Raw genomic sequence first — 24229 nt, forward strand, 5'->3', positions numbered from 1 at the left:
CACGTCGGACCACGGTCGGTCAGACCACGGTAGGAAACCCACCGCGCCGACCTCGGCCGCCTCCACCCCCGGTCCCCTTCGGCATTTCGGAGCCCGGTCCGATGTGCGCGGGCCCTGTCCCCGGCCATGCTCGACGGGTGATCGAAGTCCAGCATCTGACCAAGTCCTACGGCCCCACCCGGGCCGTCGACGACCTCAGCTTCGTGGTGCGGCCGGGAAGGGTCACCGGCTTCCTCGGCCCCAACGGAGCCGGCAAGTCGACCACGCTACGACTGCTCCTGGGCCTGGGGGAGCCGGACGCGGGCCGGGCCCTGCTGTTCGGCAAGCCCTACCGGGAGCTGAGCGACCCGCTGCTGCGGGCCGGGGGGCTGCTGGAGGCCAAGTCGACCCAGCGCACCCGCAGCGCCTACCACCACCTGCTGTGGCTGGCCCGCACCCACCGCATCCCGCCCTCCCGGGTGCGGGAGGTGCTCGACATGGTCGGCCTCCGGGAGGTTGCGCGGCGCAGCTCGGGCGGCTTCTCGCTCGGTATGTCCCAGCGGCTGGGCATCGCCGCCGCACTGCTGGGCGACCCGGACGTGCTGCTGCTGGACGAGCCGGTCAACGGGCTCGACCCCGAGGGCGTGCACTGGCTCCGCAATCTGCTCAAGGAGCGGGCCGCCGCCGGGCACACGGTCCTGCTCTCCAGCCATCTGATGAACGAGATGGCCGTCACCGCCGACCATCTGATCGTGATCGGGCGCGGGAGGCTGCTGGCCGACAGCAGCCTGGCCGACTTCACCGCCGAGCACTGCCGCAGCGTGGTCCGCGTCCGCAGCCACGAGCCCGAGCGACTGCGCGTCCTGCTGCGCGAGTCCGGTGCCGAGGCCGCACCGGAGCCGGACGGCACCCTGCGCGTCACCGGGATGGAGAGCCGCGAGGTGGCGAAACTGGCCCGCGCCCACGACATCGGATTCGACGAGCTGGCGGGGGAGTCCACCTCGCTGGAGGAGGCGTTCTTGGAGATGACAGCGAGCGAGACGCAGTTTGCTGCCGACAGCGCCGCAGGCTCGCGGAAAGGTGCCCGCCATGACGTCCTCTGAAGCCCCCGCCACCGCCTCGGGCCCCGCTGAAAGCTCCCGAGCCTCCGGCTCCTCCGGGGCCACCGCCCGCCCCGCCGTGCGCGGCAACACCATGCCGGCGGCGATCCGTGCGGAGTGGACGAAGGTGCGTACGCTGCGCTCCACCCTCGCCGTGCTGGCCGCCACCTTCGTGGTCAGCGTCGGGCTCGCGCTGCTCTCCGGTATCTCGGTCGGCAACGCGCTGGAGGCCGACAACGGCAGGGTGCGCCCGGACTTCCATCCGGTGGACTCCGGCTTCAACATCGTCTGGTACACCCAGCTGGGACTCGTCGCCTTCGGAGTGCTGCTGATCACCGGCGAGTTCGGCAGCGGCATGATCCGGATCTCCCTCGCAGCGGTGCCCCGGCGCGCCCGGCTCTATCTGGCGAAGGCCGCGGTATGCGTCGCTGTGACGCTGCCGCTGGCAGCGGTCACCGTGGTGCTCTCCTTCCTCCTCGACCAGGCGGGACTGGGCGAGTACGGCGTCCCGCTGGACGAACCCGGTGTGGTGCGGGGCATGGCGCTGGGCACGGTGTATCTGACCCTGATCGCGCTGCTGGCGTTCGGTGTGGCGACGGCGGTGCGCTCCACCGCGTTCGCGCTGGGGGCGATGTATCTCTTCCTGTTCGCCCTCTCACCCCTCAGCCAGGCCGTCCCCGGACTGAAGGAGGCCGCGCGCTATCTGCCCGACAAAGCCGGTATCCAGGCACTGAAGGTGGGCGCCGACGCGGACCCCGCCCTCGGTCCCTGGGGCGGCATCCTCGTCGTCGTCGGCTGGACGGCGCTCGCCCTGCTGGCCGGCTGGCTGGCCTTCCGGCGCCGGGAGGTGTGAACAGGAATCCGGCGATGCGGAGGTGAAGGAGCACATCGGGACATATCAGGGACCACTGTCCCAACTCACCAGGACACAAGGGGCCTTAACTTCGGTGATGTTCAAGGGTTACGGCGGTGCATCGGCCGACATCGCCCGACCGACCGATGACTCACAACGGAGGATCCCATGGAGCACACCTACGAGCCCCCGGCCCTGATCGAGCTCGGCGACTTCGAGGAACTGACGCAGTGCCTGCCGTCGGGCGACTGCCCCGACTTCCTCGGCTGCGGCCGCGCGCTGTGGTGCATCTGACGTCCGACCAGCCGCACGGCTGAGCCGATGTCGCGCAGTGGCCGGGAAGCGACCTTCCCGGCCACTGCCTGTCAGGCCCGCTGCGGGGCCCTGTCGGAGGCGTACACCTGTCGCCATGTATCAGGAGACGCGCAGGACATGGACTTTCTCATTCTTCCCGACCACCCGGCCGCCCAGGACCTCGTCGCCCGCAACCCCGCACTGGCTGCTGCCGAGGTGATTCCGCATGCCTCCGGCCGCCCCTGGCTGCTTCTTCTGCCCTTGTGGGAAGCGGACGAAAAGGCGGGCGGGCGTGGGGACATGGAGCGCCCCGGTCCCTGTCCCGGTACCGGGTCCGGGACAGGGGAGGGAGCGGGGGGCCGGGTGCGGGTGTTCGGCTCCGGGGCGCGGCGGCTGGCGGTGCTCGGGCACACCCGACCCCCGGCCGAACGCCTCCAGCGCCTGCTGGACCAGGCCGGATCGCTGTCCGCACTCGATCACGCCGCCCGGTCGTCGGCGGGCTGCTGCCATCTGGTGGCCAGCTTCGACGGGCGGGTGCGCGCTCAGGGGACGCTCTCCACCGCACGGCAGCTGTTCACCGTCCGGGTCGCGGGTGTCACGGTCGCCGCCGGCAGCCCCGCACCGCTCGCCGCGCTCACCGAAGCGCCGTGCGACGAGACGGCCTTGGCCTGCCGACTGCTGACGCCGTATGTGCCGTGGCCGCTCTCCCGCCGTTCGGTGTGGCGCGGAGTGCGGGCGGTCACTCCCGGGCACTGGCTGGAGCTCGCACCCGACGGCACCGCGCGGGAGCGGCGCTGGTGGCAGCGGCCCGCGCCCGACCTCCCGTTGCCGCAGGCCGCGACAGCGGTACGGGATGCGCTGCGCGAGGCCGTGCGGGTGCGGGCCGGGACGGTCGGCACGCTCAGTGCGGATCTGTCCGGTGGACTGGACTCCACCTCGCTGTGTTTCGTCGCCGACGATGTGGCCGCCACCACGCACACCTACCACGCGGTTCCGCTCGATCCGCGCAACCCGGACCACCGCTGGGCCCGGCGAGCAGCTGCGCGCTTCGGCCCCACCGTGCGCCACACCGACCTGCCCCACGACCACTCCGCGCGGCTGTTCGGCCTGGCCACCGGCGACCCCCTGGCCGGCACCGCCGGCGCCGACGAGCCCGACGGCGGGGAGGGCCCCCTCAACTGGCGCTGGGGCGGCCCCCATCTGCGGGCGCTGTCCCGGACGGCGGCCGAGGCGGGCTCCCGGCTGCATCTGATGGGACTGGGCGGCGACGAACTGTTCGGTCCGCTGCCCAACGGGCTGTGGGCGATGCTGCGCACCGAGCCCCGCGCCGCCCTCCCCCAGATCCGTCGCCGCCAACTCCTCAACCGCTGGTCGCTGCCGGCCACCGTGCGTGGGCTGGCGGACCGCTCGGACTTCCCGGAGGCGCTGCGCGGCCTCGCCGGGCGGCTGACCGGCCCGCCGCCGCAGCGCTGGCAGATCGGCTTCGGCTGGACAGGCGAGTCGCGGATGCCCGCGTGGAGCACCGCGGAGGCCGTCGACCTGGTGCGCGGGGCGCTGCTGGCCGAGGCCCGCGCGGGGACCCCGCCGTTGGACGGTGACCGGTTCGGGCACCAGGTGCTGGAGTTCCTCGCGGTCGAGGGCACCACCATCCGGCAGACGGCGCGGGCCATGGCGCGGTACGGGATCGCCTGGGAGGCACCGTTCCTCGACGACCGGGTGATCGAGGCCGCGCTGTCGGTACGGCTGTCCGAGCGGATGCCGTCCGGCCGGTTCAAACCGCTGCTGACAGCGGCGATGCGCGGCATCGTCCCGCAGGAGATCCTGGAGCGCACCGACAAGGGCGAGTTCAGCGCCGAGTTGTACGAGGGCCTGGCGCGGGGCAAGGAGGCGGCCGTCGAGATGTGCGCCAGGCTGCGGCTGGGCGCCCGTGGTCTGGCCGATCCCGATGTGCTGCGTACGGCGCTGCTCAGCCCGTCCGACGAGGGCCGCTACGCGGCGCACCTGGAGAGCACCGTGGCGGTCGAGGCCTGGCTGCGCTCCCCGCACACCGACCCGGCGCCACTGGCCGGGTCCGGGCCGACGATCCCGCTGAAGGAGGCATCATGACGCTCGCCCTGCCCCGCGAGGTCATTCTCACCGAGACCGAATCCGGAGTGGTGCTGCTCAACGAGAAGGACGGCCGCTTCTGGCGGCTGAACGGCTCGGGCGCCACCGTGCTGTGGTTGCTGCTGGAGGGCCGCACGCCCCGGGAGGCGGCGGAGGAGCTGAGCGCCGCCGGCCCGCAGTTCCTGGAGCGGGCCACCGCCGATGTGCACGGGCTGGTCGATGCGCTCAGGAGCGCGGGTCTGCTGGTTGCGGAGGCGCCATGAGCCTGCCGGGAGTGGGGGAGCGTGCGGTACGGCTCGCGCCGCACCGGCAGGTGGAGGCGCGGCTGGCGGTCGGGGCGGCCCGGCTGCTGGTGAAGCTGAAGCCGGGGCGGCTGCGCCGCGTACTGGCGGTGCTCAGCCGTGGCGCCCGGCCCGCCGGGCGGGCGCGGGCGCTCCGCGCACGGCAGGCGGCCGTCTCCGTGAGCGTGCGCTGCGCCGGGCTCGGCTGTCTGCAGCGGTCCGTCGCCGCGGCGCTGTTGTGCCGGTTGCACGGCGAGTGGCCCGACTGGTGCTCGGGCTTTCGCACCAGGCCGTTCGGGGCGCACGCGTGGATCGAGGTGGACGGCGAACCGGTCGGTGAGGGCGGAGCGATCGGTGCCTTCCGCACGGTGATGGCCGTACGCGCCGATCCGGTGCCCGGGCGGGTGCCGCGGGCGGAACGCGTCCGTGGTGGGCGGCCCGTCCGCCCGGGTGAGGGAGTGGGTGAGGGGTATGACCGTGGTTGAGGAGTGCGCGGTCCGCACCGTTGACCTGGGCAAGACGTACGGTGACGCGCCCGCGGTCGTCGGCCTCGATCTGGCCGTGCCCCGAGGGGTGACGTTCGGCTTCCTGGGGCCGAACGGAGCGGGCAAGACCACGACCATCAGCATGCTGTGCACCCTGCTGCGGCCCACCGCCGGGCGGGCCTTCGTCGGCGGGTGCGACGTGGTGGCCGAGCCGCACGCGGTAAGGGAACGGATCGGGCTCGTCTTCCAGGAGACGACGCTCGACCTGGATCTGACGGCGCGGGAGGCGTTGCGTTTCCACGCCGAGCTGTTCGGGGTCCCGTGGCGGGAGAGCCGGCGCACGGTGGCGGCGATGCTCGACCTGGTGGGCCTGACCGCGTGCCGGGACCGCCCGGTGCGGGAGTTCTCCGGCGGGATGCGTCGCCGGCTGGAGATCGCCAGGGGGTTGCTCACCGCGCCGCAGGTGCTCTTCCTGGACGAGCCGACCACCGGGCTGGATCCGCAGACCCGCACCGTCATCTGGGAGCATCTGCACCGGCTGCGGGAGGAGCGGGGCATCACCCTCTTCCTGACGACCCACCACCTGGAGGAGGCCGAACACTGCGACCGGCTCGCCATCATCGACGACGGTCAGGTCGAGGTGGAGGGCAGCCCTGCCGAGCTGAAGGCGGAGGTGGCGCGTGACACCGTGCTGCTGCGTACCCGGGACGACGCGGATGCGGTGCGCCTGGTGCGGGAGCGGTTCGGCCTAGAGGCGTCGGCCGGTCCGGACGGGGTGCGGCTGAGTGTGGCGGACGGCGCCGCGTTCGTCCCGAAGTTCTGTGCGGAGGCAGGCATTCCGGTGCTGTCGGCGACGGTGACCCCGCCCTCCCTCGACGATGTGTTCCTGCACCACACCGGGCGCACCATCCGAACCGAGCGCAGCGGTCCGCTGACCGTCGACGACGTGGGGAGGCGGCGATGAGCGCCGTTGCGGCACTACCGCACAGGGCCGGGGCACGGTGTGGCCGTCCCGCTCGCGAACTGCGGGCGGTGCGGGTGCTGTGGCACCGCGAGATGGTGCGGCTGCTGCGCACCAAGGTGCAGATCGTCATGGGACTGGTGACACCTGTGATGTTCCTGCTGGTGATGGGCACCGGCCTGGAGTCGATGGGCACCACGGCCGGGGACTCCTTCGAGCAGTTCCGCAGCTTCCTGTTCCCCGGCGTCCTGGTGATGGCGACCCAGGCGCCCGCACTGGCTGTGGGCCTGTCCGTGGTGATGGACCGGCAGAGCGGGATGCTGCGGCAGGCGATGGTCGCGCCGGTCCACCGGGTCAGTCTGCTGCTGGGCCTGTCGCTGGGCGGCGCCACCTGCGGTGCCGTCTACGGCGGGTTGGTGCTCGCCATCTCCGGCACCGTCGGCATCGCCTATCACCCGCTGCTGCTGGTCGCCCTCCTGGAAGTCGCGGTCATCGCGCTGCTGTTCACGGCGGGCGGCATGCTGGCGGCCGTCACCATCCAGCGCATCCAGACCTTCCAGGTGCTGATGGGGCTGGCTCTGATGCCGTTGATGTTCCTGTCCGGAGCGATGTTCTCCCCGAGCGGGCTGCCCCGCTGGCTGGGTGTGGTGGTTCACCTCAATCCGCTCACCTATGCCGTCGACGCGGTGCGCCGCACCCTGCCCGGCGAGCTCGACATGGGCGGCTATGCGGGGCCACCGCAGATCGCGGGGTGGACTCCGCCGGTCGTGCTGGAGGTCTGCTTCGTCACCGTGCTCGCCGCCCTGATGCTGGTGGTGGCGGCCCGGCGTTTCGCCCGCCGGGGGTGACCCCCAGGGCCGACGCGCGCCGCCCCGGCCCGGGAGCGGGAGCCGCGGACCGGCGCGCGGACCCTGACGAAAGACCAATGGCCAGGGTGCCGAACGACCGACAAGGAGGCCGACGTTCGGCCCGCGACCAGGGAGCGGAGCCGCCCGTAGCTTCGCTGCCATGTCCACGGAACGAGGAATACGACGGCGGTCGCCTGCGCGCGGGCCGCTCGGAGCGGTGGCGGCGCTGGTGGTCGGCGGTGCGGGAGTCTGGGTGCTTACGCCCGGCGGACTCGGTCAGGAGGACCCCGTACGGGTCACGGGCGGGGCATCGGCCTCCGGATACCGCGAGCTGAGCGAGGCCGCGGCCGACGGCCCCGAATGGCTGGGTGTGCTCTTCGAACTGGCCACCGAGGGCACCCTGGTCGCCCTCGGCCTGCTGCTGCTCTGGGTGGGGTGGCGGGGCTGGTGCGGGTCGCGTGCCAAGGACCCGCGGCTGGTCGGCGCGGTGCTGACAGGCGTCGGCACCGTCGTGGCGTACGCGGCGAGCGAGGCGCTGAAGCTGGTGGTGGACCAGGAGCGGCCGTGCCGGGCGCTGGCCGGGGCCCACCCGCTGGCGGAGTGCCCGCCGCCGGGTGACTGGTCGTTCCCCAGCAACCATGCCACGCTGGCTGCCGCGCTGGCCGTGGGCCTGGCCCTGACGCTGCCCCGCCTCGCTGCCGTGACGCTGCCGCTGGCGGTCGCCGGGGCGCTGCTGCGGGTGCTGGTGGGGGTGCACTATCCGCACGATGTGCTCGCGGGCGCACTGCTGGGGGCCGCGGTCGCGGGTGCGGCGGTGCTGCTGCGGCCCCGGCGGCGCGCTGCGGCGCCGCCGTCTTCGGCCCTGCCCCGGAGAGAGGGCGCCCCTTCCTGACGATTGTCGTCCGCCGGCGCGTGGTGGCTGGTCGTGCACTTACCCGCGCCCCTCATGGGGCGCGGCCTCACGGCGGGGGCGGTGGCACCAGCCCCGCCTCGTGGGCCACCACGGCGGCGGCTGCCCGGTTGTCCACGCCCAACCCCGCCAGGACGGCGCTGACGTGGGCCTTCACCGTGCCCTCCACCACCCGTAGGCGGCGTGCGATCTGCGCGTTGGACAGTCCCGCCCCCAGATGGGAGAGGACCTCCCGCTCGCGGGCGGTCAGCGCCTCGGTCCGGGCACGGGCCGAGGCGCGGCGGCCGGCCGCCGATCCGGCGCCGGTCGCCGCCAGGTGGGCGACGACGCGGGCGGCCACCTTCGGGGAGAGGTAGGCGGCGCCGTCGGCCACCGCCCGTACGCCCGTGAGAAGTTCTTCCGGTTCCCCGGCCTTGACCAGGAATCCGGCGGCGCCGCCGCTCAGGGCCCGCAGGATGTAGTCGTCCTCGCCGAACGTCGTCAGGATCACCGCGCGGGTGCCGGGCACGGTCCGGCCGAGTGCGGCAAGTGTCTCGATGCCGTCGGCCTTGGGCATCCGGATGTCGAGCACGGCCACGTCGGGACGGTGGCTGCGTGCCAGCTCGACGGCCTCGTGCCCGTCGCCCGCCTCGGCGACGACCTCGATGGCGGGGTCCGTGGCCAGAATGGTGCGTACGCCGGTGCGCACCATCGGTTCGTCGTCGGCGATCAGTACCCGGATCGGTGCCCCGGTCATCGCCCGCGGCCCCTCACGCCCGCAGCACCTCGGCCGAGATCAGCGTGTCCGAGCGGAAGCAGATCCGGTAGGCGTCCCCGGAGCGGTCGTCGAAGGGGTTGGCGGTGATCGCGTAGTACTCGCACGTCGTTCCGGCTCTCTGTGGCGGGGGCGGGGCGTCGGCGGGCCGGTGCCGGGTCTGCTCGTCGGGCAGGTAGGGGGCGATCCGTGCCCGCTGCTGCCCGGCCCGCAGCCGGTCGAAGTCCTCGGCCGGCAGCACGGCCCGCTCGGTCACCAGGATGTCCCACCAGGTCAGTGCCCCGCCCAGCAGGGCGCCCAGGGACAGACAGGCGGTGACGGCGACGAGCGCGGTGCGGCCCAGCCTGCGGCGGGCGTGCCGCTGCTCCAGCGCCGGTCCCGCGTACACGGCGGCGGGGGCGGCGGGCGGCCGGGGGGTACGGGCGCGGGGGAGGGTGGCTCGTACGGCGAAGCCGCCCTCCGGCGTCGGCCCACAGCCGAAGGTGCCGCCCGCCAGTCGGACCCGCTCGTCGAGCCCGACCAGCCCGCGCCCGCCGACGCGGGGGCGCTCCTCCTGCCCGGCGTCCGGCCCGGCACCCGGACCGTTCTCCACCGTCACCTGGATCCCGTCCGCCCCATAGGTGACCGCGACCATGACGTCGGCCTCCGGCGCGTGCTTGGCGACGTTCGTCAGGGCCTCCTGGACGACGCGGTACGCCGCCCGGAGCGCGTGCGGCGGCGGGCCGTGCTCGCCGTCCGGCTCGCCCTCGATCCGCGCCGTGACGGACAGACCGGCGGCCGACGCCTCCTCGACCAGCTGCCGGACGCTGGTGTCCGGCGGACGGGTAGGGGCCTCCTGAGCGGTCTCCCGCAGCACGCCGATCACTTCCCCGAGCCGGTCCACCGCCGACTCGGCGCGGCTTCTGATCTCCTCGGCCGCCGTGCGGTGCTCGGCCGCCAGGCCGTCCGCCAGCTTGAGGGCACCGGCGGAGAGCGCCAGCAGGCTCAGCTCGTGGCCGAGGGCGTCGTGCATGTCCTGTGCGATGCGGGACCGCTCCTGCAGCCGGGCCTGCCCGGCGACCAGTTCGCGTTCCCGCGTCAGCTGTTCGGCCCGCTCCCAGCCCGCACGGGCCAGCTCCTGGTACTGCCGCCAGAACCGGCCTGCGCACCAGGAGAGCATCCCCGCGGTGAGCGCCACCGCGACGAACCGGGTGCCCGGTGTCAGCCAGGCGGGACGGGCCAGGGCCGCCGTCATGCCCGCGGCGAGGGCCCCGGCCAGGAACAGGGCGGGCACGAGCGCGCTGCCGGGGCGCCGACCGGCCAGAAAGGCGCACCCGGCGGCCAGGGCGATCCACCAGGGGCCGGCGAGCACACCCAGCAGCGCCGCCACCCCCGCGGCGGCGGTGAGGGTGTGGGTGAGGGCCCGACCGCGTACATCCGTCACAGTCACAAGGCCGACGGTAGCCGGGCTCCGCCGACCGGTGACACTGCCGAAAGTAGTAGAGCCACCGGCCACCGGCCACCGGCCCCCGCGTCCTTACGCCGTCGAGTCGCCCGGCCTCACACCGTCGCCCGGCCTTGCGCCGTCATGTCGTCCGGCGGCGGATCTTGTTGCCCAGCCAGACCAGCGGGTCGTACTTGCGGTCCGCGGCCCGCTCCTTGAGCGGGATGAGGGCGTTGTCCGTGATCTTGATGTTCTCCGGGCAGACCTCCGTGCAGCACTTGGTGATGTTGCAGTAGCCGAGCCCGTGGTCGTCCTGCGCGGCGGTCTTGCGGTCGTGGCCCGCTTCCTCGGCGGCGTCCAGCGGGTGCATGTCCAGTTCGGCGACCCGCATCAGAAAGCGCGGTCCCGCGAAGGCCGCCTTGTTCTCCTCGTGGTCGCGCACGACATGGCAGGTGTCCTGGCACAGGAAGCACTCGATGCACTTGCGGAACTCCTGCGAGCGCCCGACGTCCTCCTGCTGCATCCGGTACTCGCCCGGCCCCAGGTCCGGCGGCGGTACGAAGGCCGGCACCTGGCGGGCCTTCTCGTAGTTGAAGCCGACGTCGGTCACCAGGTCCCTGACCACCGGGAAGGCGCGCAACGGGGTCACCGTGACAATCTCGTCCCGGTCGAAGACCGACATGCGGGTCATGCACAGCAGCCGGGGCCGCCCGTTGATCTCCGCGCTGCACGAGCCGCACTTGCCCGCCTTGCAGTTCCAGCGGACCGCGAGGTCGGGGGCCTGGGTCGCCTGGAGGCGGTGGATGATGTCGAGAACGACCTCGCCCTCGTTCACCTCGACGGTGAAGTCCTCCAGGCCGCCGCCGTCCACATCGCCGCGCCAGACCTCGAAGTGCGCGTCGTAGCTCGTCTCCGGCCGCGTCGTGTCGGGGGCTTCGCCGCTGACCGCGCCACCGATGCCCTCGGTTCCCGGGCCCGCACCGTGATGCGCTTGGGTAGTCACTCGCTCGTCAGCTCCTCGTCGGTCAGGTACTTGATCAACTCCTCCTTCTCGAACAGCTCAAGAAGGTCCTTGCGGATCGGTGGCATCTCGCGGCGCCGCAGCGCGATCCGCCCCGCGCGGCCCGTCTCGGCCTCGGCGCCCGACGCGCCCTCGGCTGCGAGGGTGCAGACGAGATTGGCGCGCCGCCACTCGCGGTCCATCTCGGGGTGGTCGTCGCGGGTGTGCCCGCCGCGCGACTCCGTACGGTTCAGCGCGGCGCGGGCCACGCACTCGCTGACCAGCAGCATGTTGCGCAGGTCCAGGGCGAGGTGCCAGCCGGGGTTGAACTGCCGGTGGCCCTCCACCTTCGCGCGCCGGGCGCGCTCGCGCAGCTCGGCGAGGCGGTCCAGCGCCTCGGACATCTCCTCCTCGCGGCGGATGATGCCCACCAGGTCGTTCATGGCCCGCTGGAGGTCCTGGTGCACCGCGTACGGGTTCTCGGCCGACTCCTCGGCTGCCTCCCCGGCCGTCTCCTCGTCCGCCGGGGCCGGACCGACGCCGAACGGCCGCAGCGCCTCGGCCGCCGCCGTGTCGATCTGCTCGTCCGCCACCCGGGGCCGCTCCCGCGCACAGCCGCGCGCGTACTCCGCCGCGTACAGCCCCGCACGGCGGCCGAAGACCAGCAGGTCGGAGAGGGAGTTGCCGCCCAGCCGGTTGGAGCCGTGCATACCGCCGGCGACCTCACCCGCCGCGAACAGCCCCGGCACCCCGCGCGCCGCCGCCGTGTCCGAGTCGACGTCCACACCGCCCATCACGTAGTGGCAGGTGGGGCCGACCTCCATGGGCTCGGCCGTGATGTCCACATCGGCCAGCTCGCGGAACTGGTGGTGCATCGAGGGCAGTCGGCGTTTGATCGTCTCGGCGGACATCCGGGTGGACACGTCCAGGAAGACGCCGCCGTGCGGGGAGCCCCGCCCCGCCTTGACCTCGGCGTTGATGGCGCGCGCCACCTCGTCGCGGGGCAGCAGCTCGGGTGGGCGGCGGTTGTTGTCCGGGTCCTCGTACCAGCCGTCGGCCTCCTGCTCGGACTCCGCGTACTTCTCCTTGAAGACGTCCGGGACGTAGTCGAACATGAACCGCTTGCCCTCGGAGTTGCGCAGCACCCCGCCGTCGCCCCGCACCGACTCGGTGACCAGGATGCCCTTCACCGACGGCGGCCAGACCATCCCCGTCGGGTGGAACTGCACGAACTCCATGTTGATCAGCGAGGCCCCGGCCAGCAGCGCCAGCGCGTGCCCGTCCCCGGTGTACTCCCAGGAGTTGGAGGTGACCTTGAACGACTTGCCGATGCCACCGGTCGCCAGCACCACGGCCGGAGCCTCGATGACGAAGAACCGGCCGCTCTCGCGCTCGTAGCAGAAGACACCGGACACCCGGTCCTCCCCCTCCGAACCGGGTTCTTTCAAGATCTGGGTGACGGTGCACTCCTGGAAGACCTTGATGCGGGCCTCGTAGTCGCCGCTCTCCTTGAAGTCCTCCTGCTGCAGCGAGACGACCTTCTGCTGGAGCGTACGGATCAGCTCCAGGCCGGTACGGTCGCCGACGTGCGCCAGGCGCGGATACTCGTGGCCACCGAAGTTGCGCTGCGAGATCCGCCCGTCCGGCGTGCGGTCGAACAGCGCGCCCCAGGTCTCCAGCTCCCACACCCTCTCGGGTGCCTCACGGGCGTGGAGTTCGGCCATCCGCCACTGGTTGAGGAACTTGCCGCCGCGCATGGTGTCGCGGAAGTGCACCTGCCAGTTGTCGCCCTCGTTGACGTTGCCCATGCTGGCGGCGATGCCGCCCTCGGCCATCACCGTATGGGCCTTGCCGAAGAGGGACTTGCAGATCACCGCGGTGCGCAGGCCCTGCTCCCGTGCCTCGATCGCGGCCCGCAACCCGGCGCCGCCCGCGCCGACGATGACGACGTCCCACTGCTGACGTTCGACGTGTGCCATGTCGCTCAAGTCCCTCTCAGAAGAGCCGCGGGTCGGTGATGGTGCCGGTGGCGAGCAGGTAGACGTAGAAGTCCGCCAGCGCCACGCTGAGCAACGAGGCCCAGGCGAGCAGCATGTGCCGCTCGTTGAGCTTTCCGACCCAGCCCCACAGCCGGTAGCGCACCGGGTGCTTGGAGAAGTGCCGCAGCCTGCCGCCGACGATGTGCCGACAGGAGTGGCAGGAGAGGGTGTACGCCCAGATCAGCACGATGTTGGCGAGGAAGACCAGGGTGCCCACACCCATGTGGCCCCACTCGTACTCCTCGTTGCGGAAGCCGAGCACGGTGTCCCAGGTGAGGATCACCGCGACCAGCATCGCCGCGTAGAAGAAGTAGCGGTGGATGTTCTGCAGGATGAGCGGGAAGCGGGTCTCGCCGGTGTACTTCTTGTGCGGCTCGGCCACCGCGCAGGCCGGGGGAGAGGCCCAGAAACCGCGGTAGTAGGCCTTGCGGTAGTAGTAGCAGGTGAGCCGGAAGCCCAACGGGAAGATCAGGATGAGCAGCGCGGGGGACAGCCCCCACCACTCGCCGAACAGCCCCCAGTTGGGCCCGCCCTTCATCGTCGCGCAGTTGTCCGCGAGGCAGGGCGAGTAGAACGGTGACACATACGGCGCGTGGTAGTAGTCCGTGTTCGCGAACGCGCGCCAGCTGGAGTAGACGACGAACGCCAGCAGCCCGAGCGCGGTCGCGGCGGGCGCGAGCCACCAGCGGTCCTTGCGCAGATGGGGCTCGGCGATGGCGGCGCGCGTGCTGGTGTGCACGCCGGTGGGCCGGGGGCCCGCGGGTGGGCGGGGCCCCGTGCTCTGTTGTGGTTCGGTGCCAGTGGCCAACGGTTTCTCCGGATGAGACGGCTGGGATCAGGGCAGGCCCGGCAGCAGGCGCCTGCCTTCAACGACTCGCTGTCCAACGAGTCACGGTGCGTGCCGGTCGCGCGCTCCGAGCCCTTCGTCGTCGACATCCGTCCACAGGCCCGGGTCGTAGGGCTGGTCGGTGATGGTCACCATCTCGGCGTGCGGCTCGGCCCTCGGCCGTGGGGCGGTGGCTCCCAGCAGGGCGAGGGATTCCTTCAGATGCTCGGTGTCGCTGCGTACCCGCCGGATCTCCAGGCCGCTGCCGACATGCTTCTCCAGTCGGCTGACGCAGCGCGCGAGATCGTCCAGACATCGCTGAGCGGCTGTCAGTTCATCGTGCAAGGACATGACGTGCCCACCTCCGCGGTGGTGCGGCTGGCGTGGTCGATGCGCGTGGCGAGTGTTGCGCGTCACACTCCCGCTTGTGAAGGGTGCGGCACGCCTTTCCGCCCGTACGAGACCCTGCCGGCGGCCTTCAGCCGCGGAGCAGCGCGGAGGTGTCGAGGGCGGGGTAGGGGGAGGGCAGGGGCAGCGGGTCCCCGAGCTTGACCTCGGAAGTCGTCTTGTACCGCGCGTCGCCTTCGTGTGAAACCGGGTCGGAGAAGGCGTACGCCTTGCCTTCCTTGCGGTGGATCAACACATATACGGGCACGCCGGCCGCGGCGTAGGCCCGGTACTTCGGCCCGGAGTCCACTTCGTGGTTGCTGGAGGTGACCTCACCCACCAGGGCCAGGAGATCGGCCGAGTACCAGCCGCGGTGGGCCTCTCGGTACGCCTCGTCCACCTCGCTCGGCCGACGGTGGAGCACGAAGAAGTCGGGAACCACGAGGCTTTGAGTGGTTGTTCCAAGAGCGGCACGGAAGCCTGTGCCGATTCCGCTATGGCGGAAACCGGCTTCTCGGAGGTGGATGACGAGACTCAGCGCAGCATCGTTGTGCTGATAGTCCGGGTGCGGCGGCACGATGACCATTCCCTCGATGTATTCCGGACGAATCGCCTCCTCGGAGGCATCTTCGACCGCGATCAGCTTGTCGACGGGGTCCATGGCCTTCACCGGCTCCATCACAGGTTCGGCGGTCATCGTTGGTCCTCTCGCTGGCTCTCCCAGATTACGCCGGGGCCGGACACCCCGGGGGCATCCTGCGGCCCTCCCCGCAGCTATGTGCGAGGTTTTCCCGCTGGTTACCCCGTTCGGGTGTTACGGCGGTGCGAAGCCCGGGCGTGCGCCCCCATGTCCTGCCCCGGGGCTGCTCCGCACGAGTGGTCAGATGTGCTCCGTACGACGTGTCTGCCCGGTCCCGGGTGTGGGGCCGCCTTCAGTGGGGCGAAAAGATGTGATGAGCCGCCAAAACCGCCGAAAGTGGACGTACGCGGGTGCGCGGCCAGCCCCGGAGGTTTCAGCATGCGAGCCGTCCCAGCCGAATCACCAAGGCCCCCCAGGCCGCCGCAGCCGGGGGAGTCCCCGAGCCGTGGCGCGACCGTCCGGCCCTGCCGGAACCGGCGCTGCACCCGGCGCTGGGTGGCGATGCTCGTCGCCGGCGTGCTGCTGCCACTGCCGCTGGCCGCGTGCGGCGACTCGGACTCGCAGGACTCCGAGGCCGGAGCCGGGCTCGGATCGGCGGAGGCGGCCGGCGACGTACGGGCCACCGAGCGGGCGCGGGTCGCCTCCGGCGGCACCCTGCGCTGGGCGGTGGACGCGGCGCCCAGCACCTTCAACGTCTTCCAGCCCGACTCGACCGAGGCCACCAAGCGGGTCGCGGCGGCCACTCTCCCCACGCTGTTCACCCTGGACAAGCACGGGCGGCCGCAGGCCGACGAGGACTTCCTGCGCGGCGCCGAGGTCACCGAGACCGAACCCCGTCAGACCGTCGTCTACAAGCTCAACCCGAAGGCACGCTGGAGCGACGGCCGCCGGCTGGGCGCGGCGGACTTCCGCGCCCAGTGGAAGGCGCTGCGCGGCAAGAACAACGCCTACTGGACGGCACGGAACGCCGGGTACGACCGCATCCGGAAGGTCACCGAAGGGGAGGGGGCCGACGAGGTCAAGGTCATCTTCGGCAAGCCCTACGCGGACTGGCGCTCGCTGTTCACGCCGCTGTATCCCAAGCAGGCCATGAGCAGTCCCAAGGTCTTCAACGACGGTGTCCGCACCTCGCTGCCCGCCGTGGCCGGCCCGTTCCGGGTCGTCAAGGCGGACAAGGACCGCTCGCGCACCGTCCTCAAGCGCAATCACCGCTGGTGGGGCGAGCGGGCGAAGCTGGACCGCATCGTGCTGACGGCCGTGCCCCGCGACAAGGTGGCCAAGGCGCTGGCCAAGGGGAAGGTGGACGTCGCCGACGTCGGCGCCGCGACGGCGGAGCGGATCGGCTCGGCGAACGGGCTGGGCGGTCCCCAGCGCCCCGACGCGGCCAAGGGCGCCAAGAACGCGCAGGAGGCCCGCAAGCGCGAGGCCGAGCTGCGCGAGGCACGCAAGCGGAAGGCCCGCGAGCGCTTCGGCGCCTCCGCCGCGCGGCAGCTGGGCAAGTACGAGGTGCGCCGGGCGCTGGATCCCGCCTACACCCAGCTCACCCTCAACGGTGCGAGCGGCCCCCTGGCCGATGAGCGGGTGCGCCGCGCGGTGGCCCGCGCCATCGACCGGGACGAGCTGGCCGAGAAGGCGCTCGCGGGCACCGGTCTGCCGGATGATCCGCTCGGCAGCCATCTGCGGATGGCCGACCAGGACGGCTACCGGGACAACAGCGGCGCCTTCGGCAGCGCGGACCTCGACTCCGCGCAGTCCCTGCTGGCCGACGCGGGCTGGAAGACCGGTGGCCTCGGTGGGGCAGGCGCCGACAAGCGTGCCCAGGACGCCCACGCGCGGGACCGGGCCGAGGACAGGTCCAAGGAGCGCGGCAAGGAGGACGACAAGGAGAAGGAGAAGCGGGCCGACGGCGGGCCCGCCGAGCCGCCCGGTGCGGCAGGCTCCCCCGACGCGGGCGGCCGTGCGCCGCACCGCGCCGAGGCCGAGGCGTCCGTCGTCCGGCTGACCGCCGCCCAGATCGCCCGGGTCGTCGACAGGCCGCTGGGCCTCTCCGTCTCGGCCACGGCCCAGCGCGCCTCCATCCTCGCGCAGGCCGCGCACTCCAGCCTCGCCTCCGCCAGACAGGCCGGCTCCGAGCGCAAGCTGAGCCGGGCCAAGGCGGCGCTGGAGACGGCCGAGAAGGTGCGGGCGACGGCCCGGGAACTGCGACTGCTGGCGGGCGACCCGGCCAGCGCGGTGCGCAGCAAGGACGGCAAGCCCCTCGCGCTGCGGTTCGTCCTGCCGGGCGGCAAGGGCTCGGCGCAGCTGCGGGAGACCGGCAAGCGCATCGCCCGGATGCTGACCGAGGTCGGTATCCGTACGCAGATCAAGGAAGTGCCGGGCGACAGCTACTTCAAGGACCACATCGCGACGGGCGAGTACGACCTGGCGCTGTACTCCTGGCCCGCGACGGCGTTCCCCGCCACCGAGGCGCGGCCGATCTTCGCCAAGCCGCAGCCCGCCTCGGACGGCTCGCTGCTGGTCGAGCAGAACTACGCCCGGGTGGGTACCGACCGGATCGACCAGCTCTTCGAGCAGGCGGCGGGCGAGCTGGACGACGGGCGGCGCCGGGCGCTGATGGAGAAGGCCGATCGGCGGATCTGGGCGGTGGCCGGCTCGCTGCCGCTCTACCAGCGGCCGCAGCTGGTGGCGGCCAAGCGGGACCTGGCCAATGTGGGGGCCTTCGGGTTCACCAGCCCGGTCTACGAGGACATGGGCTACCGCAAGGGCTGAGCACCTTCGACCACGCAGAGCGCCGGGCGGACCGCACAGTGGCCCCGTCCGGCGCTTCGCGGCGGGGCCCGTACCATGGTTGACGAGGCCGCGGCGAGCCATGCCCGGCGTCAGGGGCGCGGCCCGGCCGCACAGGCCGGGGGCTCCCGGCCGAAGACCGGGGGAGCGCGGCCCGATCCGTCAACCCGGGAGACACCCCTCAGTGCCCACGCGCCACGACATCCGTAACGTCGCCATCGTCGCCCACGTCGACCACGGCAAGACGACTCTCGTCGACGCCATGCTCAAGCAGGCCGGAGCTTTCGCGGCCCACCAGCTCGAATCCGTCGACGACCGGGTGATGGACTCGAACGACCTGGAGCGCGAGAAGGGCATCACCATTCTCGCCAAGAACACCGCGGTCAAGTACCACCCCAAGGACGGTGGCGAGCCGGTCACCATCAACATCATCGACACCCCCGGTCACGCCGACTTCGGTGGCGAGGTCGAGCGCGGTCTGTCGATGGTGGACGCGGTCGTACTGCTGGTCGACGCCTCCGAGGGTCCCCTGCCGCAGACCCGCTTCGTGCTCCGCAAGGCGCTCCAGGCGCGGCTCCCCGTCATCCTCTGCGTCAACAAGACGGACCGCCCCGACGCCCGGATCTCCGAGGTCGTGGACGAGACCTACGACCTCTTCCTGGACCTGGACGCGGACGAGGAGCAGATCGAGTTCCCCATCGTCTACGCCTGTGCCCGCGACGGTGTCGCCTCGCTGACCCAGCCCGCCGACGGCGCGGTGCCCGCGGACAGCGACAGCCTGGAGCCGTTCTTCACCACCCTGCTGGAGACGGTGCCCGCCCCCACCTACGAGGAGGGCGCTCCGCTCCAGGCGCACGTCACCAACCTGGACGCCGACAACTTCCTGGGCCGGATCGCGCTGCTGCGCGTCAAGGAGGGCTCGCTGAAGAAGGGCCAGACCGTGGCCTGGATGAAGCGGGACGGCTCCGTGCAGAACGTGCGGATCACCGAGCTGCTGATGACCGAGGCGCTGACCCGCAAGCCCGCGGCCGAGGCCGGCCCCGGCGACATCTGCGCGGTCGCGGGTATCCCGGACATCATGATCGGCGAGACGCTGGCGGACGCCGAGAACCCGGTCGCGCTGCCGTTGATCACTGTCGACGAGCCCGCCATCTCGATGACGATCGGTACCAACAACTCGCCGCTGGTGGGCAAGGGCGGCAAGGGCCACAAGGTCACGGCGCGGCTGGTCAAGGACCGGCTGGACCGCGAGCTGATCGGCAACGTCTCGCTGCGGGTGCTGCCCACCGAGCGTCCCGACACCTGGGAGGTGCAGGGCCGTGGCGAGCTGGCCCTGGCCATCCTGGTGGAGACGATGCGCCGCGAGGGCTTCGAGCTGACCGTGGGCAAGCCGGAGGTCGTCACCCGGGAGATCGACGGCAAGCTGCACGAGCCGGTCGAGCGTATGACGATCGACGCTCCCGAGGAGCATCTGGGCGCCATCACCCAGCTCATGGCCGGCCGCAAGGGCCGGATGGAGACCATGACCAATCACGGCTCCGGCTGGGTGCGCATGGAGTGGCTCGTCCCCTCGCGCGGGCTGATCGGCTTCCGTACGGAGTTCTTGACCGAGACCCGCGGCACCGGTATCGCGCACTCGATCTTCGAGGGCCACGAGCCGTGGTTCGGTGAGCTGCGGACGCGGCGCAGCGGTTCGCTGGTGGCCGACCGCTCCGGGACCGCGACGCCGTTCGCGATGATGAACCTGCAGGAGCGGGGCGTCATCTTCATCGAGCCGGGCACCGAGGTGTACGAGGGCATGATCGTCGGGGAGAACTCCCGCTCCGACGACATGGACGTCAACATCACCAAGGAGAAGAAGCTCACCAACATGCGGGCCGCCTCCGCGGACACCACCGAGAACCTGGTGCCGCCGCGGAAGCTTTCCTTGGAGCAGGCGCTGGAGTTCTGCCGCGAGGACGAGTGCATCGAGGTGACGCCGGAGACGGTGCGCATCCGGAAGGTCAACCTCGACATGAAGGAGCGGGCCCGCGCGGCGGCACGCGCCAAGCGCTAGCCGCACGGCGGCCGAACGCCGGTCGGACGCAGCCGGGCATCGGCCGCCTTCTCATACCGTCGGTCGCGCTCCGTAACGGCCGGAGGAGTTCAGGAAGGGGTCCCATCCGCCAGGATGGGGCCCCTTCCTGCGTTCCGCCTCCTGCCCGGCGACGTCTTGACACCTCCTCGGTGTCCGGAAAGAGAGCAGCAGCCCGCATCGGCTGTCTGTTTTGCTGGTGTTTGCCCGGTGTTGATCTCCGAATAACGGAAAAGAAGTTGTACGTGTAACCAAAATGAAACCGGTTGACCCTGGTTCAACAGGGGTGCGAGGGCGGATAGTGAAGCCATCGAGCTCGGGTTAAAGGGTCACGCACCGTCAAATGGGCGCCGACTCAGCGAGCGTGGGGGCGTTGTTGCGGGGTCGGCAGATTGCCGGTCCTGGCACCGCCCTTTTTCTCTTGGCGAAAACTCTGAGGAGGACGGGCCCATGCGTGGCGCGAAGACGATGAAGTGGTCCGCTCTCGCGGCGGCCGTCGCCCTGGCGGCGACGGCCTGCGGCGGGTCGGGCGGCGACGGCGGCTCGGCCGCCGGCAAGCCCGCGGGGTACGTCTCGATTTTCAACGGCGAGCCGCAGCACCCGCTCCTGCCGTCCAACACGAACGAGAAGTTCGGCGGCTACGTCATCGACGCGCTGTTCACCGGACTCGTCGGCTACGACGCCAAGGGCGGACTGACCGACATGAACGCCGAGTCGGTCGACTCCAAGGACAACAAGACCTGGACGGTCAAACTCAAGAAGGGCTGGAAGTTCCACGACGGCACCGACGTGACCGCCGAGTCCTACGTCAAGGCCTGGAACTGGATGGCCAACGTCAAGAACAAGCAGGCCAACAGCTACTGGTTCGACGACATCAAGGGCTACCAGGACGTCCACCCGGAGAAGGGCGAGCCGAAGAAGGACGAGATGGAGGGGCTGAAGGTCGTCGACGACCACACCTTCACCATCGAGCTGTCCAAGCCGGTCCCGTACTTCGAGTACAAGCTGGGCTACAAGACCTTCACCCCGCTGCCCGAGTCCTTCTACAAGGACCCCAAGGGCTTCGGCCAGAAGCCGGTCGGCAACGGGCCCTACAAGTTCCAGAAGTGGACCCACAACAAGCTGATCCAGGTCAAGGCCGTCAGCAGCTACAAGGGCCCGAACAAGGCCAAGAACAAGGGCATCCAGTTCAAGAACTACTCCAAGCTGGAGTCCGCCTACCAGGACGCCCTCTCCGGCAACCTGGACATGGTCGACGGTGTCGGCCCCAAGGACCTGCCCAAGCGCAAGGCCGACTTCGGTGACCGCGCCCTGGACGTGCCCTACGCGGGCACCCAGAGCATCGTCCCGGCCTTCTACTCCAAGCCGTTCAAGGACGTCGACCCCAAGGTGATCCAGGGTCTGTCGATGGCCATCGACCGCGAGACGATCACCAAGACGGTCCTGCAGGGCACCCGCATCCCCTCCAAGGGCTTCACCCCGCCGCAGGTCAAGGGCTACCAGAAGCTCGACACCGATGTGCTGTCCTACAACCCGAAGAAGGCCAAGCAGTACATCAAGGAGGGCGGCGGGGTCCCGGGCAACAAGATCTGGATCCAGTACAACGCCGACGGCGGGCACAAGGAGTGGGTGACCGCGGTCTGCAACAGCATCAAGAAGGCCACCGGCGTCACCTGCGTCGGTGACTCCAAGCCCGACTTCCAGACGGACCTGGAGGGCCGCCAGGCCAACAAGGTCAAGGGCATGTACCGGGGCGGCTGGCTCGCGGACTACCCGCTGAACATCAACTTCATGCAGGACCTGTACAAGACCGGCGCCTCCACCAACTACGGCCGGTTCTCCGACAAGAAGGTCGACGAGCTCTTCGACAAGGGCGACCACGCCGAGTCCCTGGACGAGTCCATCAAGGACTACCAGGCGGCGGAGAAGGAACTGCTGAAGAAGATGCCGGCCATCCCGCTGTGGGACTACGCGGCCAACATCGTGCACAGCGAGAACATCGACGACGTGAAGGTCGGCTTCGACGGCAACGTCCTCCTGACCGACATCACCGTCAAGTAGCAGTACGTCGCCGACGCCGGGCCGCCCGCGCTCTGCGCGGGCGGCACCGGCTGTCGCCTGATCTCCATTTCCGTTACGGAGGCACTATGGGGCGCTATGTCGCGCGGCGACTGCTCCAGATGATCCCGGTCTTCATCGGGTCGACTCTGCTGATCTTCTGCATGATGTACGCGCTGCCGGGCGACCCGGTGCGGGCGCTGTACGGCGAGAAGGCGCCCGACCCGGCGCAGATCGCGGCCATCAAGCACCAGCTCGGACTGGATCTGCCCCTGTGGCACCAGTACTGGAACTACCTCACCGGGCTCTTCCAGGGGGACTTCGGCACCCAGATAGCCAGCCAGCGGCCGGTGTTCGACGTGATCGAGCAGGCGTTCCCCGTGACCATCCGGCTCACGCTCTTCGCCTTCGTCTTCACCGTCGTCGCGGGCATCCTGCTCGGCCTGGTCTCCGGTCTGCGCGCCGACAAGGCGCTCGACCGGATCGTGCTCGTCTTCACCCTGCTGCTGATCTCGGTCCCCAGCTTCGTGCTCGGCTTCCTCTTCCAGTACCTGTTCGCCTTCCAGCTCGGCTGGGTCACCCCCACCGTGCAGAACTCCCGGGACCTGGGGCAGCTGCTGTTGCCGGCGATCGTGCTGGCCGCGCTCTCCCTGGCCTACGTCACCCGGCTCACCCGCACCTCGGTGGCCGAGAACCTGCGCGCTGACTACATCCGTACGGCGATCGCCAAGGGGCTGCCCCGGCGCCGGGTGGTCGGTGTGCACCTGCTGCGCAACTCCCTGATACCGGTGGTCACCTTCCTCGGTACCGACATCGGCTCCCTGATGGCGGGCGCCGTCGTCACCGAAGGCATCTTCAACGTGCACGGTGTCGGCAACGCCATCTTCGAGGCGCTCAACCGGCGTGAGGGATCCACGGTGGTCGGCATCGCCACGCTGATCGTCATCGTCTACCTCGTCGCAAGCCTGCTCGTCGACCTGCTTTACGCGGTCCTGGACCCGAGGATCCGTTATGACTGAGACCCTGGACACGGCCGCGAAGCTGCCCACCGCTCCCGACCCCGCCCCCACGGGCAAGGGCGAGAAGCCGGCCAAGGGCCGGAGCCTGTGGTCGGACGCCTGGCACGACCTGCGGCGCAACCCGCTGTTCGTCGTCTCCGCCGTGCTGATCGTGCTGCTGCTGGCGATGGTCGCCTTCCCCAGCCTGTTCACCTCCGCCTCGCCCAACGACGCCGACCTGGCCAACCACTACCAGGGCGACCCCCACTACGGGCACTTCTTCGCCCCCGACTGGTTCGGCTACGACACCCAGGGCCGCTCGGTGTGGGCCCGGATGGTCTACGGCGCACGTGCCTCGGTGACCGTCGGCCTCCTGGTGACCCTGTCGGTGACCCTCTGCGGCGGCGTCGTCGGCATGGTGGCCGGATACTTCGGCGGCTGGCTGGACAGCGTGCTGTCCCGGATCACCGACATGTTCCAGGGCATTCCGTTCCTGCTGGGCTCCATGGTGGTGCTCACCACGTTCACCGACCGGAACGTGTGGGTCGTCAGCGCTGCCCTGCTCTTCCTGGGCTGGACCCAGATCGCCCGGGTGGCCCGGGGCGCCGTCATCACCGTCAAGCAGAGCGACTTCGTGCACGCGGCGAAGTCGCTGGGCGCGAGCACCATGCGGATCATGTTCCGGCACATCGTGCCCAACGCGCTGGCCCCCGTCGTGGTCGTCGCCACCACCGCGCTCGGCGGCTACATCGCCGCCGAGGCGACCCTCTCCTACCTGGGCATCGGCCTGGCCGCACCGGCCGTCTCCTGGGGCGTCGACGTGGACACCGGCAAGGACGCGCTGCGTACGGCGCCGCACATTCTCATATCCCCCGCCGTCATGGTGTCCCTCACCGTGCTGGCGTTCATCATGCTCGGCGATGCGGTCCGCAACGCCCTCGATCCGAAGAGCCGTTGAGGGAGGCGCGTCCAACATGACCCTGCTCGAAGTGCGTGATCTGCACGTCGACTTCCAGACCCGGGACGGTGTCGTCAAGGCCGTCAACGGTGTCAACTACAGCGTCGAGGCAGGCGAGACGCTCGCGGTGCTCGGCGAGTCCGGCTCCGGCAAGTCGGTGACCGCCCAGGCGGTGATGGGCATCCTCGACATGCCGCCCGGCCGTATCCCCAAGGGCGAGATCCTCTTCCACGGCGAGGACATGCTCACCATGTCCAAGGAGGAGCGGCGCAAGATCCGCGGCGCCCGGATCGCGATGATCTTCCAGGATGCGCTCTCGTCGCTCAATCCGGTGCTGACGGTGGGCTATCAGCTGGCCGAGATGTTCCGGGTCCACCAGGGCCTGGGCCGCAAGGAGGCCAAGGCCAAGGCGGTCGAGCTGATGGAGCGGGTGAAGATCCCCGCGGCCAAGGCCCGGGTGAACGACTA

The 24229-nt window shown here is 70.9% G+C and carries 22 protein-coding genes; 15 read left to right on the forward strand and 7 right to left on the reverse strand.

Annotation, left to right across the window (positions count from 1 at the left end; translation table 11 throughout):
- Positions 1-137 precede the first annotated feature (137 nt).
- From JW613_RS29750 to JW613_RS29790, 9 genes are all read left to right on the forward strand, one after another.
- Positions 138-1082: an ATP-binding cassette domain-containing protein gene (locus JW613_RS29750; RefSeq protein WP_209213978.1), complete on the forward strand. Its 945-nt coding sequence runs from the start codon at positions 138-140 to the stop codon at positions 1080-1082.
- Positions 1069-1932: a DUF2705 family protein gene (locus tag JW613_RS29755; protein ID WP_209213979.1), complete on the forward strand. Its 864-nt coding sequence runs from the start codon at positions 1069-1071 to the stop codon at positions 1930-1932. The genes JW613_RS29750 and JW613_RS29755 overlap by 14 nt, the downstream gene beginning before the upstream one ends.
- Before the next feature lie 168 nt (positions 1933-2100).
- Complete coding sequence (locus JW613_RS29760) at positions 2101-2226, forward strand: lasso RiPP family leader peptide-containing protein (RefSeq protein WP_107488709.1); 126 nt, start codon at positions 2101-2103, stop codon at positions 2224-2226.
- Between the two features lie 138 nt (positions 2227-2364).
- Positions 2365-4332: an asparagine synthase-related protein gene (locus JW613_RS29765; protein ID WP_209213980.1), complete on the forward strand. Its 1968-nt coding sequence runs from the start codon at positions 2365-2367 to the stop codon at positions 4330-4332.
- Entirely contained in the window at positions 4329-4595 is a 267-nt protein-coding gene (locus JW613_RS29770) for a lasso peptide biosynthesis PqqD family chaperone (RefSeq protein ID WP_209213981.1), read from the forward strand. Before JW613_RS29765 ends, JW613_RS29770 begins: the two co-directional genes overlap by 4 nt.
- Positions 4592-5098 (forward strand): lasso peptide biosynthesis B2 protein, encoded by a 507-nt coding sequence (locus tag JW613_RS29775; protein ID WP_209213982.1) that lies wholly within the window; start codon positions 4592-4594, stop codon positions 5096-5098. The genes JW613_RS29770 and JW613_RS29775 overlap by 4 nt, the downstream gene beginning before the upstream one ends.
- Positions 5085-6062: an ATP-binding cassette domain-containing protein gene (locus JW613_RS29780; RefSeq protein ID WP_209213983.1), complete on the forward strand. Its 978-nt coding sequence runs from the start codon at positions 5085-5087 to the stop codon at positions 6060-6062. Before JW613_RS29775 ends, JW613_RS29780 begins: the two co-directional genes overlap by 14 nt.
- Entirely contained in the window at positions 6059-6907 is an 849-nt protein-coding gene (locus JW613_RS29785) for an ABC transporter permease (RefSeq protein WP_245226499.1), read from the forward strand. The genes JW613_RS29780 and JW613_RS29785 overlap by 4 nt, the downstream gene beginning before the upstream one ends.
- Before the next feature lie 160 nt (positions 6908-7067).
- Entirely contained in the window at positions 7068-7799 is a 732-nt protein-coding gene (locus JW613_RS29790; protein ID WP_209213984.1) for a phosphatase PAP2 family protein, read from the forward strand.
- Positions 7800-7866: 67 nt separating this feature from the next.
- Here the strand turns inward: JW613_RS29790 and JW613_RS29795 are convergent, their stop codons facing one another.
- From JW613_RS29795 to JW613_RS29825, 7 genes are all read right to left on the reverse strand, one after another.
- The gene (locus JW613_RS29795) at positions 7867-8553 is read right to left on the reverse strand and encodes a response regulator (RefSeq protein ID WP_209213985.1); all 687 of its coding nucleotides are present in this window, start codon (positions 8551-8553) and stop codon (positions 7867-7869) included.
- Positions 8554-8566: 13 nt separating this feature from the next.
- Entirely contained in the window at positions 8567-10000 is a 1434-nt protein-coding gene (locus JW613_RS29800; RefSeq protein ID WP_209213986.1) for a sensor histidine kinase, read from the reverse strand.
- Between the two features lie 136 nt (positions 10001-10136).
- Positions 10137-10952 (reverse strand): succinate dehydrogenase/fumarate reductase iron-sulfur subunit, encoded by an 816-nt coding sequence (locus tag JW613_RS29805; protein WP_209214005.1) that lies wholly within the window; start codon positions 10950-10952, stop codon positions 10137-10139.
- Positions 10953-10993: 41 nt separating this feature from the next.
- Positions 10994-12973 (reverse strand): fumarate reductase/succinate dehydrogenase flavoprotein subunit, encoded by a 1980-nt coding sequence (locus JW613_RS29810; protein WP_209213987.1) that lies wholly within the window; start codon positions 12971-12973, stop codon positions 10994-10996.
- A gap of 16 nt (positions 12974-12989) precedes the next feature.
- Positions 12990-13841: a succinate dehydrogenase subunit SdhC gene (gene sdhC / locus JW613_RS29815; RefSeq protein ID WP_245226500.1), complete on the reverse strand. Its 852-nt coding sequence runs from the start codon at positions 13839-13841 to the stop codon at positions 12990-12992.
- A gap of 81 nt (positions 13842-13922) precedes the next feature.
- Positions 13923-14210, reverse strand: coding sequence for an Rv0250c family protein (locus tag JW613_RS29820; protein ID WP_099883813.1), 288 nt, complete (start codon positions 14208-14210; stop codon positions 13923-13925).
- A 127-nt stretch (positions 14211-14337) separates the two neighbouring features.
- Positions 14338-14943 (reverse strand): Uma2 family endonuclease, encoded by a 606-nt coding sequence (locus JW613_RS29825; protein WP_209213989.1) that lies wholly within the window; start codon positions 14941-14943, stop codon positions 14338-14340.
- Positions 14944-15387: 444 nt separating this feature from the next.
- On the opposite strand from JW613_RS29825, the gene JW613_RS29830 reads away from it, so the two are divergent.
- The 6 genes from JW613_RS29830 to JW613_RS29855 form a co-directional block, all read left to right on the forward strand.
- Positions 15388-17655 carry an ABC transporter family substrate-binding protein gene (locus JW613_RS29830; protein ID WP_245226520.1) on the forward strand — a complete coding sequence of 756 codons (2268 nt, stop codon included), beginning with the start codon at positions 15388-15390 and terminating at the stop codon, positions 17653-17655.
- A 202-nt stretch (positions 17656-17857) separates the two neighbouring features.
- On the forward strand, positions 17858-19729 hold the full coding sequence (gene typA, locus JW613_RS29835) for a translational GTPase TypA (protein ID WP_209213991.1): 1872 nt from the start codon (positions 17858-17860) through the stop codon (positions 19727-19729).
- Between the two features lie 468 nt (positions 19730-20197).
- On the forward strand, positions 20198-21808 hold the full coding sequence (locus JW613_RS29840; RefSeq protein WP_209213992.1) for a peptide ABC transporter substrate-binding protein: 1611 nt from the start codon (positions 20198-20200) through the stop codon (positions 21806-21808).
- 86 nt (positions 21809-21894) lie between these two features.
- Positions 21895-22824 (forward strand): ABC transporter permease, encoded by a 930-nt coding sequence (locus tag JW613_RS29845; RefSeq protein WP_099883823.1) that lies wholly within the window; start codon positions 21895-21897, stop codon positions 22822-22824.
- Complete coding sequence (locus JW613_RS29850) at positions 22817-23761, forward strand: ABC transporter permease (RefSeq protein WP_209213993.1); 945 nt, start codon at positions 22817-22819, stop codon at positions 23759-23761. The genes JW613_RS29845 and JW613_RS29850 overlap by 8 nt, the downstream gene beginning before the upstream one ends.
- The coding region (locus JW613_RS29855; protein WP_209213994.1) for an ATP-binding cassette domain-containing protein at positions 23724-24229 on the forward strand (506 nt) is incomplete at its 3' end. The genes JW613_RS29850 and JW613_RS29855, both read left to right, overlap by 38 nt.

Source organism: Streptomyces smyrnaeus (assembly GCF_017676345.1).
Classification (GTDB): Bacteria; Actinomycetota; Actinomycetes; order Streptomycetales; family Streptomycetaceae; genus Streptomyces; species Streptomyces smyrnaeus.

Coding starts and splice junctions, on each gene's coding strand:
- JW613_RS29755 (WP_209213979.1), top strand. CDS start 1,069: ATGACGTCCTCTGAAGCCCCCGCCACCGCCTCGGGCCCCGCTGAAAGC.
- JW613_RS29760 (WP_107488709.1), top strand. CDS start 2,101: ATGGAGCACACCTACGAGCCCCCGGCCCTGATCGAGCTCGGCGACTTC.
- JW613_RS29765 (WP_209213980.1), top strand. CDS start 2,365: ATGGACTTTCTCATTCTTCCCGACCACCCGGCCGCCCAGGACCTCGTC.
- JW613_RS29770 (WP_209213981.1), top strand. CDS start 4,329: ATGACGCTCGCCCTGCCCCGCGAGGTCATTCTCACCGAGACCGAATCC.
- JW613_RS29775 (WP_209213982.1), top strand. CDS start 4,592: ATGAGCCTGCCGGGAGTGGGGGAGCGTGCGGTACGGCTCGCGCCGCAC.
- JW613_RS29780 (WP_209213983.1), top strand. CDS start 5,085: ATGACCGTGGTTGAGGAGTGCGCGGTCCGCACCGTTGACCTGGGCAAG.
- JW613_RS29785 (WP_245226499.1), top strand. CDS start 6,059: ATGAGCGCCGTTGCGGCACTACCGCACAGGGCCGGGGCACGGTGTGGC.
- JW613_RS29790 (WP_209213984.1), top strand. CDS start 7,068: ATGTCCACGGAACGAGGAATACGACGGCGGTCGCCTGCGCGCGGGCCG.
- JW613_RS29795 (WP_209213985.1), bottom strand. CDS start 8,553: ATGACCGGGGCACCGATCCGGGTACTGATCGCCGACGACGAACCGATG.
- JW613_RS29810 (WP_209213987.1), bottom strand. CDS start 12,973: ATGGCACACGTCGAACGTCAGCAGTGGGACGTCGTCATCGTCGGCGCG.
- JW613_RS29820 (WP_099883813.1), bottom strand. CDS start 14,210: ATGTCCTTGCACGATGAACTGACAGCCGCTCAGCGATGTCTGGACGAT.
- JW613_RS29825 (WP_209213989.1), bottom strand. CDS start 14,943: ATGACCGCCGAACCTGTGATGGAGCCGGTGAAGGCCATGGACCCCGTC.
- JW613_RS29830 (WP_245226520.1), top strand. CDS start 15,388: ATGCTCGTCGCCGGCGTGCTGCTGCCACTGCCGCTGGCCGCGTGCGGC.
- JW613_RS29840 (WP_209213992.1), top strand. CDS start 20,198: ATGCGTGGCGCGAAGACGATGAAGTGGTCCGCTCTCGCGGCGGCCGTC.
- JW613_RS29845 (WP_099883823.1), top strand. CDS start 21,895: ATGGGGCGCTATGTCGCGCGGCGACTGCTCCAGATGATCCCGGTCTTC.
- JW613_RS29850 (WP_209213993.1), top strand. CDS start 22,817: ATGACTGAGACCCTGGACACGGCCGCGAAGCTGCCCACCGCTCCCGAC.